Source organism: Bifidobacterium callitrichos DSM 23973 (assembly GCF_000741175.1).
GTDB lineage: Bacteria > Actinomycetota > Actinomycetes > Actinomycetales > Bifidobacteriaceae > Bifidobacterium > Bifidobacterium callitrichos.
Map to the genome: position 1 here is coordinate 25,522 of NZ_JGYS01000009.1, position 16,528 is coordinate 42,049.

The 16,528-nt window shown below is 58.7% G+C and carries 15 protein-coding genes; 3 read left to right on the forward strand and 12 right to left on the reverse strand.

Going from position 1 to position 16,528, the window contains the following annotated elements:
* Positions 1 to 67: 67 nt before the first annotated feature.
* The 6 genes from BCAL_RS06645 to BCAL_RS06655 form a co-directional block, all read right to left on the reverse strand.
* Positions 68 to 826, reverse strand: coding sequence for a hypothetical protein (locus BCAL_RS06645; RefSeq protein WP_043166748.1), 759 nt, complete (start codon positions 824 to 826; stop codon positions 68 to 70).
* Positions 827 to 1,144: 318 nt separating this feature from the next.
* Entirely contained in the window at positions 1,145 to 2,206 is a 1,062-nt protein-coding gene (locus tag BCAL_RS13200) for a sensor histidine kinase (RefSeq protein ID WP_152600398.1), read from the reverse strand.
* A 111-nt stretch (positions 2,207 to 2,317) separates the two neighbouring features.
* Complete coding sequence (locus BCAL_RS12730) at positions 2,318 to 2,959, reverse strand: response regulator (RefSeq protein WP_081887320.1); 642 nt, start codon at positions 2,957 to 2,959, stop codon at positions 2,318 to 2,320.
* 126 nt (positions 2,960 to 3,085) lie between these two features.
* Complete coding sequence (locus BCAL_RS06650; protein ID WP_152600397.1) at positions 3,086 to 3,826, reverse strand: hypothetical protein; 741 nt, start codon at positions 3,824 to 3,826, stop codon at positions 3,086 to 3,088.
* Positions 3,827 to 3,831: 5 nt separating this feature from the next.
* Positions 3,832 to 4,155, reverse strand: a complete 324-nt coding sequence (locus BCAL_RS13205) for a hypothetical protein (protein WP_156101966.1) — start codon at positions 4,153 to 4,155, stop codon at positions 3,832 to 3,834.
* Positions 4,156 to 4,419: 264 nt separating this feature from the next.
* Positions 4,420 to 4,647: a hypothetical protein gene (locus BCAL_RS06655; protein WP_043166744.1), complete on the reverse strand. Its 228-nt coding sequence runs from the start codon at positions 4,645 to 4,647 to the stop codon at positions 4,420 to 4,422.
* 343 nt (positions 4,648 to 4,990) lie between these two features.
* Here BCAL_RS06655 and BCAL_RS13210 point away from each other — a divergent pair, with 343 nt between their 5' ends.
* Complete coding sequence (locus BCAL_RS13210; protein WP_152600395.1) at positions 4,991 to 5,728, forward strand: hypothetical protein; 738 nt, start codon at positions 4,991 to 4,993, stop codon at positions 5,726 to 5,728.
* A 152-nt stretch (positions 5,729 to 5,880) separates the two neighbouring features.
* On the opposite strand, the gene BCAL_RS12735 is transcribed toward BCAL_RS13210, so the two are convergent.
* From BCAL_RS12735 to BCAL_RS06680, 4 genes are all read right to left on the reverse strand, one after another.
* Positions 5,881 to 7,248: an MFS transporter gene (locus BCAL_RS12735; protein WP_152600394.1), complete on the reverse strand. Its 1,368-nt coding sequence runs from the start codon at positions 7,246 to 7,248 to the stop codon at positions 5,881 to 5,883.
* 59 nt (positions 7,249 to 7,307) lie between these two features.
* Positions 7,308 to 8,828, reverse strand: a complete 1,521-nt coding sequence (gene gtfA / locus BCAL_RS06670; protein WP_043166740.1) for a sucrose phosphorylase — start codon at positions 8,826 to 8,828, stop codon at positions 7,308 to 7,310.
* Positions 8,829 to 8,981: 153 nt separating this feature from the next.
* The gene (locus tag BCAL_RS06675; RefSeq protein ID WP_043166739.1) at positions 8,982 to 10,091 is read right to left on the reverse strand and encodes a LacI family DNA-binding transcriptional regulator; all 1,110 of its coding nucleotides are present in this window, start codon (positions 10,089 to 10,091) and stop codon (positions 8,982 to 8,984) included.
* A gap of 11 nt (positions 10,092 to 10,102) precedes the next feature.
* Positions 10,103 to 11,728 carry an MFS transporter gene (locus BCAL_RS06680; RefSeq protein ID WP_043166738.1) on the reverse strand — a complete coding sequence of 542 codons (1,626 nt, stop codon included), beginning with the start codon at positions 11,726 to 11,728 and terminating at the stop codon, positions 10,103 to 10,105.
* Positions 11,729 to 12,083: 355 nt separating this feature from the next.
* Between BCAL_RS06680 and BCAL_RS06685 the strand changes: the two genes are divergently transcribed.
* Both BCAL_RS06685 and BCAL_RS06690 read left to right on the forward strand, forming a co-directional pair.
* Positions 12,084 to 13,457 carry an ABC transporter permease gene (locus BCAL_RS06685; protein WP_081887322.1) on the forward strand — a complete coding sequence of 458 codons (1,374 nt, stop codon included), beginning with the start codon at positions 12,084 to 12,086 and terminating at the stop codon, positions 13,455 to 13,457.
* Entirely contained in the window at positions 13,454 to 14,770 is a 1,317-nt protein-coding gene (locus BCAL_RS06690; RefSeq protein ID WP_052119243.1) for an ATP-binding cassette domain-containing protein, read from the forward strand. The genes BCAL_RS06685 and BCAL_RS06690 overlap by 4 nt, the downstream gene beginning before the upstream one ends.
* Positions 14,771 to 14,797: 27 nt before the next feature.
* Here BCAL_RS06690 and BCAL_RS06695 read toward each other — a convergent pair whose 3' ends face one another.
* Both BCAL_RS06695 and BCAL_RS06700 read right to left on the reverse strand, forming a co-directional pair.
* Positions 14,798 to 15,610 (reverse strand): HD domain-containing protein, encoded by an 813-nt coding sequence (locus BCAL_RS06695; protein WP_420796820.1) that lies wholly within the window; start codon positions 15,608 to 15,610, stop codon positions 14,798 to 14,800.
* Between the two features lie 23 nt (positions 15,611 to 15,633).
* Positions 15,634 to 16,503 (reverse strand): class II glutamine amidotransferase, encoded by an 870-nt coding sequence (locus BCAL_RS06700; RefSeq protein ID WP_043166736.1) that lies wholly within the window; start codon positions 16,501 to 16,503, stop codon positions 15,634 to 15,636.
* Positions 16,504 to 16,528 lie beyond the last annotated feature (25 nt).

Here is a 16,528-nt window from a genome sequence, read left to right on the forward strand (position 1 = left end):
ACTCATATGCCGGATATCCGAGCCTAAGCCAGCTCCATCTTATATGCGCAATTCATGTCGTACATGCCTAAAATGGATGTTCCAGCTTGTCTTCGGGGTATGCGACGAACACGCTGTTGGCCACCTCGCATCCCCGAACACCCGGGTCCTTGATATTGATGCTGAAGGCCTTGAGATCGCCCTCCGCCCGTTCGGCGGCATACTGCTTGGCGGTGTATTCCTTCGGAGCAAGATTGTTGCGGTGAAGACAGTCCACGATCGCTTCGTTGACGTTGGCCGCAAGGTTAGGATTCCCCTGTTGCATGCTGAACACTTCATTGACCGGACCGACATCCTTGAAGCATAGCTGCCTGTCCTGATCGAATTTCTGTATCTGCGATGGGGTTCCGTCGGCATAGTACGTCGCCTCTTCATATATGCCGTTGGGGTATTTGTTGAGGATGATTTCCTTGTACCCCTTATCCAACAGGCATTGCCTGTAGTTCGTCCAAGTTCTCTCATAGTCGGAAACCGAAACACCGCCGTTGGCCTTTGCACGCGTGAGAATCTCACGGGCCGAGTCAGTGGTCTCCGGATACGAGAGAATCTGGTCGATATAGGCATTGAGAGAATCAGCCTTCTTCTGCCCCGATCCGACCAACTCGTAATCTCCATCCTGTTGATCCCCTGACTGGCCTTCATTATCCACGGCAGAGGAATCAGTACCTGTGGAGGTCGATCCGTCGGACTTTTCATTAGAACAACCCCCAACGGCAACCAACATCACAAACGCACAAACGGCCGCGAAAAACCGCGGCCATCCGGCGCATATCTTAAACGAAGACATGATTAATCCTTATTAGATAACGAAACAATTAGTAAAAGCAGATGCAATTATCCTTTTATGAGCTTTCATGAAAATCACCACTCTCTGCAAGGAATAAGCTGACTATCCTCAACTGAATCATATAGCTAAGGCTACGTCGCCTTAGCTTATCAGCTATGTTTATAGTAGCACAGCAAATTGAAAGAGGCAAATGTAACTACTCATTTTGTGTAGACTGTGCCTTGACGAACATTAGCAGACGCTTCAGTCTAGCCCAGACCTCATTCTTGGCTTCAGTGGCTATGCAACCCTATTAAAAAAATCCAACAAGAAAGCATACTATATTCTTAACGGGATCGAAGCAATTGCCTTCCATTCGTCATTATATATGCCATATACACAGCTTCCACCAATACTTGATATATTAGCCTTTTGAAGCGATAAGCCATAGCCCGAAGAAAAAAAGCCATCCTGGGAGTGTTTTATAGCATCATGACCCTTGTCAATTTTGTTTGAACATTCAATATTCATATTACCGCTAAGAACAGAAACTCTGATATGATAAACACAACCCGGCAAAGAATGTTTTAGAATATTTGCATAACATTCACGAACAAATGAAACAACAACATATCCAATATATGAATTAAAGAAGCAAGTCCCCTCACAATCCCACGAGCCTTTATATCCAAGTCGTTTAAGCCTCGCGTCCTCATCTGCAATAAGCAATTTCAAATCATTCATATTCTTTATATCAGGAAAATCAACATCTCCATCAAGACAATCAAGAGCATATTTCATTCCCATCAATGCTTCACCCACATAACCGTTAACCTTTACTAGTTCAATACGCTCAACTTCGCTCGGAGTTTTCCTTATCAAACGTTGCAGCTCACGCGTAGCAAGCGACAAGGATCCACTCATACCATCATGTATAGTGACGGCAATTCGTCGCCTTCTAACATCCTCGGCTTTCTTTAAATTCAGCATTTTTTCTTCCTCTTGTCTTTTATTAGCAATATTTTTCCAACTTATTGACTTGCCCAATAAATAGGAGACAACAAAAAAGGAAGATAAGCTCGCCAAAGTCATGTAACTATACTGACCAATATTAAAATTAAGTGTAACAAAAATTTGACAAACAATAAGCGACAATAAAAGAAAGAAAGAAATAACAGCCTTAAATTCATACGCAGCAATACCTAACGAAATTAAGATTCCCCAAATCTGTGAAGGGCCGCTATCCGAACTTTGACTTATAGAAAAGAAAATAGATGCGACAATTACTATAAAACAGCCAAACTTAGCATTCAATAATACACAAAAAATAGCAACAAGATGAACAACAGCAAATACGAGAGAACTAATGTTTCTAGGTGGATTATAATACCATTCAGCCACAGACCAAGATTCTGCCAAACCAACCAAAACAAAATATACTATAAATTTTGACCTACGAGTTAGAATATTATATATAAAATTGAGGAATCTAAATAAGCACTGTCGCAATTTCTAATCCTCACCGTTAATCCACATCCAAAGCGCTTGAAAACGGTTCTTTGCACCTAACTTATTTTTGGCATTCTGCATATGCTTGCGTACCGTTGACACCGCTATATTCATCTTATGAGCAACTTCTTCATCCAACATTCCTTCGGAAGCATAATCCATCACTTCCATTTCCTTAAACGTCAAACTATTTGCATTTCTCTGTCGCTCCTCCACAAGACGTTCATGAGCATGACAAACCGTATCAAAACCTGCGCCGCGAACACCTTCGCGTTTTATTATATTAATACTATTAACCAAGTCAGCTTCACTATTCTTGCTGCAAATGCCTTGAGCCCCACTGTTAGCGGCCTTAATAGCATATCGCTCCACAGGAAAAGCAGTCATAGCAAGGATCGGCATCACATCAATCTTCTCTCGAATTCGACGACAAAGCACTGGACCCTGCATTCCATTCAGCGACATATCAACAAGTAACATATCTGGGCGACTCTTGGACTCAAGGCATAGAGGCTCAGCATCTTCACCAGAAGTCACCATCCACTTAACACCCAGTTCATCGATCAGATCTGTTAATATTTCTCGTAACGAATGCAACGAACGCTCATCATTATCAACAATCCCTACGCTAAATGATTTTGCCATCTTCAATAAACCATCGCTTAGAATATAATATGACAGTAAACTATTATAACTCACTAAATGACTCTTAAAATTAGTACCTCCTCATTTCGACAGACTTATATGAAACAAACTAAAGCAGAGTTAACATCACCACAATTGAGCATATGGATCACTCTGGAGACCCATATGCCAATCATTAGCGGCAAAACAGGCTCTGACCTTCGGATCCTGAATGTCGAACTGCGAATACTTTCCTGCCCCAATCTCACTCTTGAAAGTACTGATGCTGAAATCCATCGACACCGCACCGCTTCGCTTGAGGCAATCCGCAACACCTTCTGTCTGATCGGCATATAGTGATGGATTACCTACCTGAGCGGTATACAAAGTATCGATGGCCATTATCTTCTTGCCATAGCATTCATGATAATCCTCGGCATATTTTTCCTCCTGCTTCTGAGTACCTACCATATGCGACGGCATTTCATACACCCCGTTGGGCCATTTGATCAGCTCAAACGGCTTGTAGCCACGAGATACCATGCAGGACTTGTAATCCGACCACGCCTTCTCGTAGTCGGATGCCGATAGTCCACCGTTCTTTTTCGCCCGCTCCAATACGGGCTTCTCGTCCTTGCTGGCCCACGTCAGCAACTGATCGATGTAATCGTTCATATTGCCTGCAAGCTTCTGACCTGGGGCGGCAGACGTCCCGCCGCCATTCCCACCGGTTGACCTGCTGGACGATGCGCCATCCGCTTGCGGCTCACTCTTGCTGGTATTACTTGAAGGAGCGCCGCAAGCAGATGACAAACAGATGCAGGCAATGATCCCAACCACCTTCATTATCGGCCTGACATAAAACGCAGTATGCATCATTGCCTCCATCTGCATCAGCCTAGGCGACCAGCCTTAGCATCATCATTATAGTTGTAAAGAGAGCCCCATTTCTCGGCAATTGCCCTCCCACCAGGGCCGGCTTCGTTATAGCTAGCAAGCCCATCCTGAATTGCACGCGCATACACACGCACAGTATGCCGACTAGCGGAAATCGCCAAGGAATAATCCTGGCTATCGCTAGCATTAATTTCTGTGTAGCATCTGAAATCACAAGGGAGTTCTTTTGCGTTAGCAGTCATGGCACCAACACCCATAACCCCCAAGCATACCACAGAAGAGACTCCTCCAGCTATGATCCTTTTAAAGATACCATCCATTCACTCCTTAAATACTCAATTATCAGAAACTATATGATTCCCGTGATTCTGATCGGCGAATCACCATTGACATCCACCGCTTCCGATCAATTTCTATGATAGCCGTTCCTCCAACGACCGCAATCCCTCATCTACTCACTTTGTGCAGAACTCTTTAAATGCGCGAAAGTCCGCCCTTCATCTGTTTGCATGACACGACTCAACGGCGCTGGTAAGTCAAGCATCTCAAGGCAGGCATGATGCCCGCAGGCGAGCTTGCGCGACTCAATCACGATCAGGAAGGCCAGAGACGAGCTCGACGTGCTGACCGGCAACGTCGAAGCCGACACCGTCGCCCCACAGCGGACCAAGCCTGAAAGGCGATTTCTGCCGCACCAAGACCGTGGATGACATCGCCACCGGATGAGCCGAGAACGCGTCTTGCAGGAACAACGCATTCGCGAACTGCTCAAGGGCGCAGGCACCGGTCGAGTCCCGTCTGCCGTTCTGCACCCGCTCCTACGACTCAGACAACGGCAGCAAGTCCGTCAACCGGGACCTGATCTCATGGTCGCACGAGCGAGACAGGACCTACGGCAATCCAGGCTTCATCTCAAACGACAGACGCGAGGAAATCGAACGGATCTTCTGCAGAACGAACACAAAGCCACAAGTGCGCACACAGAAGATCTGTCTACACATAGTAAGTAGGCCGAGCAACCAACAGTGCTTTCGCTGAGCTATAATAAAAGTGCAATCAATACAACGAAGTACAAGGTGTTAAAACGCTAATTTGACAGGCGAGGCTTTTAACAACAAAAGGCCTCGCCATCATTATATCTTGAAATAAGGTTTTATGAAGAAAATATTTCTTGAAACACTCAACGGAGTATTACTATTTACTCTGTTGATTATGGGATTGACTGGATGCTCGGCGTCGCAGACCGTTTCCGCGGATTCTGACGGCAGTACAACCAGCGATTTCACGAACGACGATTCCAAATCCAGTGACGGCACGCCACAGCAAGGAGCGAGAATCGCTTCGTCATTCGCCGATTACATCGATTACTGGCTAAAGAACCCCAATCTTGATCCACCACTCTCACAGCAGCAGAGAACTGTTTTGGAAACGGCAAAGCAATCCGGCGAGCTATCGATCTCCGCGTACGAACAATCATGGTCACAATACAAGTCATGCATGCTCGATAAAGGATATAAGGAAATTCTCCTCAACAGATATTCAAACGGCATGCTCGTGGAAGCCCGCCACATCGGAGGCACCGCGAAGCAGGAGGAGAAATATGGCAGAGATCGGAACTCGTGCTTCAACACATACGTCATGTACATTCAAGACGTATTCGGCACGCAAAAAGGAAATCCGAATTATTACTCCAGCACTGCCGAAGGATTTGTCGACTGCCTTAAACGCAATAATCTTGTGAACCAGAAATACACAGCAGAGCAATACAGACAGGAAGCCCAAGCTGGAAAAGGCTACTCATACGACACCACCAACGCCGAGGCGAGATCATGTGAAGTCGCCAATTACATCTTCCGCTCCACGGAAGACGATCCCACCGAACAACTGTGGTAGTCACCCGAATAGGCGTCGACACGAATACGGACCATACAGGACGCACACGCGGATTCGACAACAAAAACGGGTTCCTTCGGTTCATGCACGAACAGACATAAACCAAAGGAACCCGTTCAAAGAAAGGATGTGCGGCGACGGCCTACCAAGACCTACTTCACGTGCTTGATGCGCATGATGAGCCAGGAGGCGACAAGCACGATGACGATCGCGACGATGAACACCACCGAGTATGCCTCAGGCGGGGTCTTGGTGACGCCCATCACGGACTTGACGATCACCACGATCACCGAGGTCATCACCGAGCCGATGACGGTGGACAGCGTGTTCGCGAGGTTGAGGATGCCGAGGTCCTTGCCCGCCTCGTCCGGGTTCGGCAGGACGGAGACGTTCAGAGCCTGGTCGATCGCGTTGTAGGTGCCGTAGCCGAGGCCGGCGATACCGGCGAACAGGTACATGCCCATCTCGGAGCGGAACAGCAGCGGCATCAGCGCGCCGACGGCGAACAGACAGCTGGCGAGCGCAACCGGGACCTTCCTCATGCCGATCCTGTCGGTGAGCGGTCCGGCGGTGACGGCGGCGATCAGGGAGACGACCAGCGTGATGACGGCCATGTTGGCGATGACGGATGCGGCCTTGAGCTTGGCGTCCGGGTCGCCGGCGAAGACGTAGTCCTGGGCGATGAACAGCTGGTAGGTGTTGATCATCCAGTAGCCGCCCATCATCATCGTGCGGCCGGCGAGGGCGTAGTAGAAGTCGGGGGCGTTCTTCGGCGGGCGGAAGCGCAGCAGGACGGACTTCACGGTGATCTCCTCGCGCGGCTCGTCGACGTTGGACTTCTCACGCGGCCAGACGACGACCACGAAGATGCCGCACAGGCCGAAGATGACCATACCCATCATCCAGCCGCCGAACACACCGGCCTCGCCGCTCTTGAGCAGCTGGGCGCCGACGAACGAACCGATGGTCTGGCCGGCGGCGATGCCGGCACCGTAGAAGCCGGAGACGGTGCCGCGGAACTTGTCGGGCACGCGATCGGACATGGTGGCGACGTACGGGGCGAGCATCGCGTTGTAGCCGAGCTGGGCGCAGCACCACAGCACGATGATGAGGATCTGCGAGTGGGTGAACGCGATCGCGCCGATGGACAGGCCGGTGATGAGTCCGCCGACGATGATCCACGGGCTGCGCTTGCCGAAGCGGGAGCGGGTCAGGTCGGAGAACGTGCCGAAGATGACGTTGGCGAGCAGGGCGACGATAGAGCCGGCGGCGTTGACGGTGCCGAGCATCGCCTCCTTGGTGGACGGATCGATGCTTTCGAACACGTACGGCAGGATGAGCGAGCTCAGCGCCACCCACGGGATGGCGCAGGCGACGGCGGAGACGGTGAAGCCGATGCCGAGGCGGATCACCTCGGCCTTGGTCGGGCGGTGGCCGTCGGCGGAGACGGACGGATCGTGGATCGGCGCGTTCGAGGCCAGAGCGGAGGCGTCGGGCGCGGTGGTGGTTGCATCAGCCATGTTGTAATCCCCTTTTGATAAATGGCTTGATTTGGCTTGATTCAGATGGTCAGATCCGGTCAGGCAACGACCGGCGGATTGGCGATGAGGTCGTCGGTCTCGTGCAGGCCGGCGGAGTCGGTCCATGCGAGGGTCACGACGGACGCGGCGTTGCCGACGCCGAGGCCCTTGCCGGGCTCGAACGTGAGCGCCGCGGAGGTGGAGCCGTCGGCGGCGGTCCACGCGAAGCGGATCGAACGGTCGGCATCGACCTCGTAGGAGAAGTCGCCGTCGAAGGCGGTGAGCTCGTTGCGGAATCGGGCGAGGGCGTTCAAGGCCTTGACGACCGGACGCTCCAGCTGCTCGTCGACCTCGGCGGTGGAGTAGTAGTGGCGGTTGATGTCACGGCCCACGTTGGTACGGCGCAGCAGGTCCATGTCGTTCGCGCCGGCCAGGGCGCCCACGTAGTACACCTGCGGCACGCCGGGCACGAAGAACTGCACCGCGCGGGCGGCGATGTAGTGCTGGTCGTTGCAGCCGAGCGCCGAGTAGTACGTGGAGTTGACCTGGTAGAGGTCGAGGTTGCTCGCGGCGGCACCGGTAGCGGCCTGCGACTCGCCGTGCGTGTTGGCGTGGATCGTGTTGACGAGGTTGTCGACGTCCTCATCGGGCACGAGGCCCTTGAGGCTGCGGTCGAGCTGATCGGAGCCGATGTCGATCACGCCGATGCCGTCGTGCGTGTCAAGCACGGTGCAGGCGTTGTTCGGACGCACCTCGACCCAGTGGGCGAGAGCGTCGGTGCGGCCGGTGAAGATCGAGTGCAGCAGCAGCGGAGGCAGGGCGAAGTCGTACACGCGATCCACCTTGTGCGCGATCTCGACCTGCTTCCTGTAGTAGGAGTGCACCTCGATGAGGGTCTCGAGGCCGCGGCGCTCGCCCTCCTCCTTGATACGTTCGATGAGCTTGAAGGTCTTCGGCGTCATGAAGCAGCTGGAGTTGGCCTCCTTGGCGCCGTAGCCGACCGCGTCGAGGCGGATGAACTTGACGTTCGAGGCGGCGAGGCGGTCGAGGATGGAGGTCAGGTACGCCCAGCCCTCGGCGGAGTCGGTGTCGATGTCGACCTGCTGCGGGGTGAACGTGGTCCACACGAGGCGCGTCTTGCCGGCCCAGTTGTAGTGGGTGAACGGCAGGCCCGGGCGCGGGCGGTAGATGCCGACGAGGTCCTCCTCGGTGGCGCCTTCCGGGAAGATGGTGCTCATCGTGAGGAACATCCTGTAGTACGGGCTCTCCTCGCCGCGCTTCATGACGTCCTGGAACTGCTCGGACTCCCAGCTCATGTGGTTGACGATGGTGTCGACCATGATGTCGTGGGTCTTGGAGAGCTCGGTGACGTCGTCCCAGCTGCCGAGGCGCGGATCGACCTTGGTGTGGTCGACCGGGTCGAAGCCGGCGTCGGCGCCGTCGAACGGCGTGAAGAACGGCAGGATGTGCACGCCCTCGTAGACGCCGTCGAAGCGGGTGCGCAGGATCTCGGTGAGGGACTTCAGATCGCCGTCACCCAGACGATCCGCATATGTGATGAGTTGGACTTTGTTCTTCATTGAAACTCCTTGTTGGGGAAGCCTTCATTGACACCGGACGGCCAACCGCTCGCCGCCCTGTTGACGAACAGTATATCGAACCGGTTCGAGACAGTCAAACTCGAACCGGTTCGACACGCCGATGCACTGATCCGCAGACGGTCAATGCACCTTTCAGCGGGTGGAATAGCCCTTGCGCAGGGTCACGGGGATGAGCTCGACGGCGGAGCCGGGCAGGCGGCCGTCCGTAGGCGGCACCGGCACGTCGGCCGATGACGCACCCGCCGCCGCGGGATCCAGATCGCTCGGCGCGGCGGAGCTTTCCTCCCCCTCGATGAGCGCGGTCATGCGCGCGGCAAGGGCGGAGGCGATCGCATCGAAGTCCTGACATACGGCGGTCAGACGCACGCCGGCGGCGTCGGCCAGATAGGTGCCGTCGTAGGCGACCACCTGCATGTCGACGCCCGGGCGGATGCCACGGCGCAGCATCTCCTGCACGCACAGGGACGCGCCGAAATCGGAGCTGACGACCGCATCGACGTCCACGAACCGGTCGAAGAGATCATGCACCGCGTGGGCGTACTCCTCCAGATCGTAGACCTCGCCGGCCTCGACGTACTCGTAGCGCACGCCGGCCGCCTTCAGCTCGTGCTCGAGGGTCAGGTAGTAGCGGACCGTCGGGAACGTGGTGTCCGCATCGCCCTCGCTGAGATTCTCCAGGTCGTGGAACTGCGAGCGCGGTCCGCCGACCATCACCACGTGATGCGCTCCGGTGGCGATCAGCTCCCGGGCGACGAGCCGCCCGCCCTGCTCGTGGTCGGAGCCGATCGAGGGGATGTCCGGGCCGAGATAGCGGTCGAACGCGACGACCGGCCGTCCGATCGAGGCCCAGTAGCCGACCGGATGCGCGGTGTGCGCGGCCATGACGAGTCCATCCATCATGTGCCGCTGGAGCATGTCGACGTAGTCGGCCTCGCCCTTGTCCGAATCGGCCGTGGAGCACAGCATCGTGCGCAGGCCGCGTTCGGAGAACTCGCGCTGCAGGGCGGAGGTCAGGGTCGCGAAGAACGGGTGGCGAATCGTCGGGACGATCACGCCGATGATGTTGGTGCGATTGTGGGCGAGGTTGCGCGCAAGCTCGTTGGGGATGTAGTCGAGCGCCTTCATCGCGGCCTGAACCTTGGCACGCATGTCATCCGACACGTATCCGGTGCCGTTGACGACCAATGACACAGTGCTGAGGGATACGCCGGCCTTCTTCGCCACGTCACGCATTCCGACCATCGATCTTTACCTCACTTCCTAAGGAACAGGGCGGCGATCGCAACGCATACGATCGCTCCGGGGAACACGGCGGTGAAACCGAGCGACCCCGTGATCTGCGATCCGACCGCGATGGCGAGCGCGCCACCGAGCGCACCGATGATCAGTCCCAGGGGCCTTGCGAGCGCGTAGGAGCCCAGGTCACGGCCGCTGTCATGCGGGTCGGGCAGCGCGTCTACGACCAGCGGCTGAATGAACACGTCGTAGAGGCCGGAGGCGAGTCCGGTGATGAACGAGAAGATCATGAGGCTCTTCTCGCCGCCGATCGCGACGATCGCAAGGCCCACGGCGAGGCCGACTGCGTACAGGGCGCACGCGCAGACCACGGCCGCGCGCGAGTCGCGCCACCACGGGCCGAATCCCTCGGCGAACTTGTCGGTGATCGCGCCGGCGGAGTAGGAGGCGAGCAGGGTGCCGGCGAGCGAGGCGAGCGCGAGCATCGCGATGAGCAGTCCGGAGGGCAGGGTCAGGGGCGCGGAGGTGAACATCGGCTCGCTGCCGTAGACCGAGAATCGCACGACATACCACAGGAAGACGGCGGTCATCGAGACGGCCGAAGTCATGAACGTGCGCGACCAGAAGAGCCTGCGGAACGGACGGTACCGATCCTCGCGCGGCAGGGGCTTGAGCGAGGCGAACGCCGCGCCGTCGAGGGGCACGCGCGGCTGGGACACGCTGGACGGCTCCTTCGGCCAGACGAGGACGGTCGCGATACCCGAGATCGCGAACAGCACGGCGGCGCATGTGAACGGCTCGCGGGCACCGAAGGCGATCGACAGACCGCCGATCACGCCGCCGGCCGCCTGACCGGCGATCACGCCGATCGCGTTCCAACGTTCGATCACGTCGCGGAACTTGTCCGGCACGCGCTCGGAGAGGGCCGCGGCGAGCGGCACGATCAGCGCCGCGTACGTGAACTGCAGCAGGATCCAGAAGAAGATGACGCCGGCGAGGTTGCCGATGGCGCCCACGATCAGCGCGATCAGGGCGGACAGGATTCCGCCGCCGATCAGCCATGGCGTACGGCGGCCCAGCGGCACGCGGGTGCGGTCGGAGAGCGCCGAAACGAGCGGCCCCAGGAAGATCGAGAACAGCGCGCCGATCACGACGAGAAGGGGGAGGTCGCGTACAAGGGTAAACATGGACTGCCCCGGCCCCATGCCCGGGATGGCGAGCCAATCGGCATCGGTGTCGAACCCGGCGATGCGGGCGATGTGATCCGGGATCGCGACGAGGTTCAGCGCGGCCCACGGCGCGGTGATGAGGAAGGATCCGACCGCGAATCCCCACTTGAGGCGACTCACCTCGATCGCGGAGGGGCGGTGGCCGTCGGCGGAGACCATCGGATCGCGCATGTCGAGGAACGACGACGCATAGTCGGGCACGGCCGCGTCGACCGTGGACGCGGCGGCGACGGTCGTGGTGCCGTCGGCGGCCAGACGTGCGGCCTGCGCACCCGGCTGATCGGCCGACGCCTCCGGAGCCTGCTGCTTCGGATCGGCCGCAAGTCGCTGGACCGACGCCTTGTCCTCGGGGCTCAGGGCCTTGTCGTAATCCGGCCTGTCATCGATGCCCGGACGCACATAGGGGTTCATCATGACGATTCACCGTTCCTTTCTTTCCATCTTTCCATGGGAAAGCTCTTCTCTTCCTGCGTCCATTGTAGAGAGTGCCGTGGCATCGCCGGCAACGCCGCAGGACCGCCGTAGTCCTCCACAGCCCTCCGCAGGTCTCCACAGCCATCCGCTTTTAAGGAAGCTTTCAGGAACGGGCAAGACAACGCCCACTATTGCCGACGTACTGTCTTACTGTTGAACTGTTGCATTGCCGAGCCCACCGGTGACCTACCGACGGATCGTCGACCATGTCGTCGACCACACGCCGATATGTTGGCTCTGGGATTGGCTGTGAACAGAATCGTCTAGGGAACTTAGAGAACTGGAGAAGTAGCGCATGTTCGTTCTCACTAACGCCTGGCGCGCGGTAACGCGCAGCTGGGCGATCTCAGCGCTGACCGTGGTGGTCGCGCTCCTCGTCTCGTTCGGCACCATCGCCTCGCTCGCGATCCTGCAGGAGCAGTCCGACGCGCACGGCACCGACTACAACGCGCAGACCCCGAACGCCGTGCTCCGCCCCACCGCGAAGACCGCGGCCGCGATGAAGGCCGACGACGCCAAGTCGACCGCATCGAAGTATCTGAAGTTCACCGACTACAACCCGTACGCGATCGCCGCGCAGGAGAAGAGCGTGTCGTTCACGTACACCTTCACGGAGACGCTCCCGGTGCGTCAGGGCGACACGTTCAAGGCGATTCCCGGCTCGGCCGACGAATCCGCCGACAAGACGGGCGGCGAGTTCCAGCTGCGCAGCTTCTATGATGCGAAGGCCGCGAAGGCCAACGACTACGGCACGTACAGGATCGTCGACGGCAAGGGGCTCGTCTTCACCGACACCAAGGCCACCGGCGCGCTGATCTCGAAGTCCGTGGCAGAGAAGAACGGCCTCAAGGTTGGCGACACGTTCAAGGTGGGCGATCCGACCGATACGAAGAAGACGTACGAGTTCAAGGTGCGCGGCATCTACGAGTACACGGGCGACGTCACCGCCACGAATGGCACCACCTCCGATGCCTCCGCCGCGAAGCTCGCCAAGGAGAATCGCGAGAACGTGATCTACACGGCCTACGCCACCGCCTACACGTTCGGCCTCGACCCCGACTCCCCCAAGGCGGACTCCTGGTCCGTGCCGGATCTCAACGTGATCTTCGACTTCACCGACGTCGACACGTACAACCAGTTCGTCAAGCTCGCCACGAAGGCGAAGCTGCCCAACGGATACGAGATCACGTCGCCGTCGCTGGCCGCGTATGAGAAGTCGATCGAGCCGCTCGACGCGCTGGCCGCCAAGGTCCGCCCGGCCACATGGGCGCTGGCGATCGGCGGCATCGTGCTGCTGCTGGTGCTGACCGCCGCCCGCACGTGGTTCGGCCGCACCGACGAGATCGGCATGGCGTTCGTCTCCGGCGTGTCCAAGGGTCGCCTCGGCTGGCAGTTCATGGTCGAGACGTTCATGATCACCGTGGTTCCGATCGCGATCGGACTGCTCGCCGGCGGTTTCGGCGTCAAGTCGATCGGCGCCGCACTGGCCGGCGGTCACGCGACGCCCGTCACCTCCACGATCGTGTGGACGCTCGTGTGGGATTCGCTGGGCGTGACGATCGTGCTGGCGATCATCGCGATGCTGCGCGTGGCGACGTTCAACTACGCGAAGCTGTTCGCGCCGGTCGCCTACGATGACGCGCAGCTCGGTACGGAGGTGAAGGCATGAGCAGCAAGGATGGCAAGGACATCGAGGACACCGAGGACACCGAGATGAAGGCCGAAGACACCAACGTGGAGGATGAGATGACCGAGAACACCGATCAGACCGATCAGACGGATCAGATCGACGAGCAGCCGGACGACAAGCCGACGCCGGACTCCCCCATCAAGGCCGACGGACCGGATGCGGACGAGTCCGCCGCCCCCGAGGTGTCCTTCAGCTTCACATTCGACGACGATGACGAGTCGGCGGACCTCGCCGCACTGGCCGATACTGCAGGATCGAACGAAAACGAGGCCTCGGAGGCCGTGGAAACGTCCGATACTGCGGGATCGGACGAAAACCGTGCCTCTGCGGGCTCGGAAACGTCCGATACTACGGGATCGGACGAAAACCGGGCCGCAGCGGGCCCGGAAACGTCCGATCCTACGGGATCGAACGGCAATGCGGACGCCGACGCCGGCACGGTGCCGGGCGAGACCAGCGCCGCCGCAACCGAAGCGAACGCGCGTCGCGTCAACGAGACGATGGCGCTGGCGGGCGACGCGATGGCGAACGGCGGGCACGGAGACCCGAACGAGCTGCGTCATTCCGAGTCGAAGGCCGAATCCGAGGTGGACAAGCAGGTCGCGGATCGCGTGCTGCTGAAGTCGTATCCGAACTTCTCGCTCAACCACGCGACGACCACGAATCGCAAGTCCGGCCGTCATGTGCTCGATGACACGTCGATGGCGTTCTACGCGGGCGAACTGTACGCGGTGCGCGTGCTGCCCGACGCGGATGACGCCGAGCAGCGCGTCACGATGATGGAGGTGCTCGGCGGATTCCAGGCGCCGACCGCCGGCTCCGCGATGGCGAAGAGCGCGAACCTGCTCGAACTCGAGGTCGGCGAGCTGCGCGGCCACCGTCTGGGCATCGTGCCGCAGCGGTTCGCGGTGCGCGGCGATCTCGACGCGGAGTCGAACGTCCTGTACGCGATGAACGCGTCCGGCCGCACGTATCTGAAGCCCAAGCCGATCGCGGCGCGCGAGTTCCTCGCGAAGGTCGGATTCGGCGAGGCGACGAGCGGCAGGAAGGTGCGCGAGCTGGCGCTGGTCGAACAGCGTCGCGTGGCGATCGCCCGTGCGATCAGCTGCGAGTCGGACACGCTGATCCTCGACGAGCCGACCAAGGGCCTGAGCGCGAACGACGCCAGGGCGATCCTCGACCTCATCGTCTCGATCGCCCACGCCCGCGATCCGAAGCGCGCCGCCATCATCGTGACCTCCTCGGACGAGGTCGCCGATCGAGCCGACAAGGTCTACAGGCTCGCCGACTGAGCCGGCCCGTGGCCGATGGACGACCCGTCAGATGACGATCATGTGGTATTCGGCGGCCATCGGGCGCACGTCGAACACGCCGTACTGATCGAGGAGCTCCAGCCAGCGGCGGCGGTTCTCCTCGCCGAACTTCGCGGCGCGGCGCGTGTACGCCTCGGCCGTGACGAACTTCGGCGGCAGGGACTTGCTGTTGTACTTGTCGGCCACCATCACGGTCTCCTGCTCCAGGTTGACCGGCACGTAATCGGCCGGCGGCAACGGCAGTCCCTGACGCTCGACATCCTCGCGCGTCAGGCCGACGCCGGTGTGATTGCGCGCGAACTGGGCGATCGACTCGTCGACGCCGTTCTCCAGCAGGTACTCGTAGCCGAGCAGACCGTGCTTGATGTACTGCTTGCCGCTGAACTTGAGCGGCTCGCCGTCGTTGCCGTCGTGCTTGAACACCTGATAGGTGCCGATATCGTGCAGCAGACCGCCGATCGTGACGAGTCGCTCGTCGATCAGACGCGGGGGCACGCGGCCACCGGTGATGTCGTCGGACGGGGCGACGGCGAAGTCGAGCTGCGGGACGTCGGTCCGGGTACCGGAGGCATCACCGGAGGCGTCGGCCGGCGTGCCGAGTGTCAGCAGGGACGCGCCCGCCGAATCGGGATCGCGATCGAGTTCGGGGGAACCGGCCGGCAGCGTGCAGCGACGCATGAACAGCGCGTTCTGCCGATGCGCCAGAGCGCGGGCGATGCGCGAAACGATCACGCAATGCGTGTGAACGAGGTCGTAGGCGGCCTCGGAAGGGGCGATCTTATGGTGCAGCTCGTCGATCTGCTCAAGTGTGGGGATCATGAGCCCCATTGTAGAGCGAACCGCTAGATCGAGCGGATGGACCACTCGCCGGTGCGGTTGGAGGCGACGATCATCTGGTCGTTGCCAAGCTCGGCCCAGCCGTCGGCCTCGGTCTGCTCGAAGCCGGAGGAAGCGACGACGATGCCCGCCGGGGCGCCATCCTCATCGGTCAGCGCACGATAGCGCATCACACGGTAGTCGAGCGCCTTCTCGCCCTGACCGTACTCGTCGTAGATCTCGACGATACGCGACGACGTGCGCTCGCGGCCGGCCGCGTTCAGGGCGATGAACTGGTCCTGCGACTGGATCATGCAGTTGTAGCTGGAGCGCGGGTACGCCTGACGCAGCTCGCGCACGGCCTGCGCGAGGGCCTCGTCGAGCTCGTATCCGAAACCGAGGTACTCGAGGATCACGGCGAAGAAGATCGCCGAATCGGAGCGGCCGCCGGTGGACAGGAACACGCTGTTGCTCACCGGGTACTGGTCGTTGGTGACGATGTTGCGGCCGTGGGAGTCGGAGATGTCGCCGTTGTGGATGAAGCTCAGGCCGTTGGTGAAGAACGGCTGCTGGTTCTCGAGGATCAGCGGCAGGTTGGAGGAGGCGAGACGCAGATGCCACAGGGCGCCGCGCGCCGGCTCGGAGGCGAGTTCGGGGAACACCGGATCGAGTCGGGCGGCGACGGTGGTCTTGTAGAGCTTGGTGCCGGTCTCGGGGGCCGGTGCGCCGCCGTCCTGGGTGCCGGGGGTCTCCACCGGCTCGTACAGCATCGAGCATCCCCAGCCATCGTTGTGGATCTCGCTCATCTCGCGGTATTCCACGACGTCTTCTGTGCCAAGGATAGCGTTGAGGCTGAGGTTGAACCCGGCTGTCGCGTATCCCAATAATCTGCACATGGTTGGTTACCTTAATGCGGATATG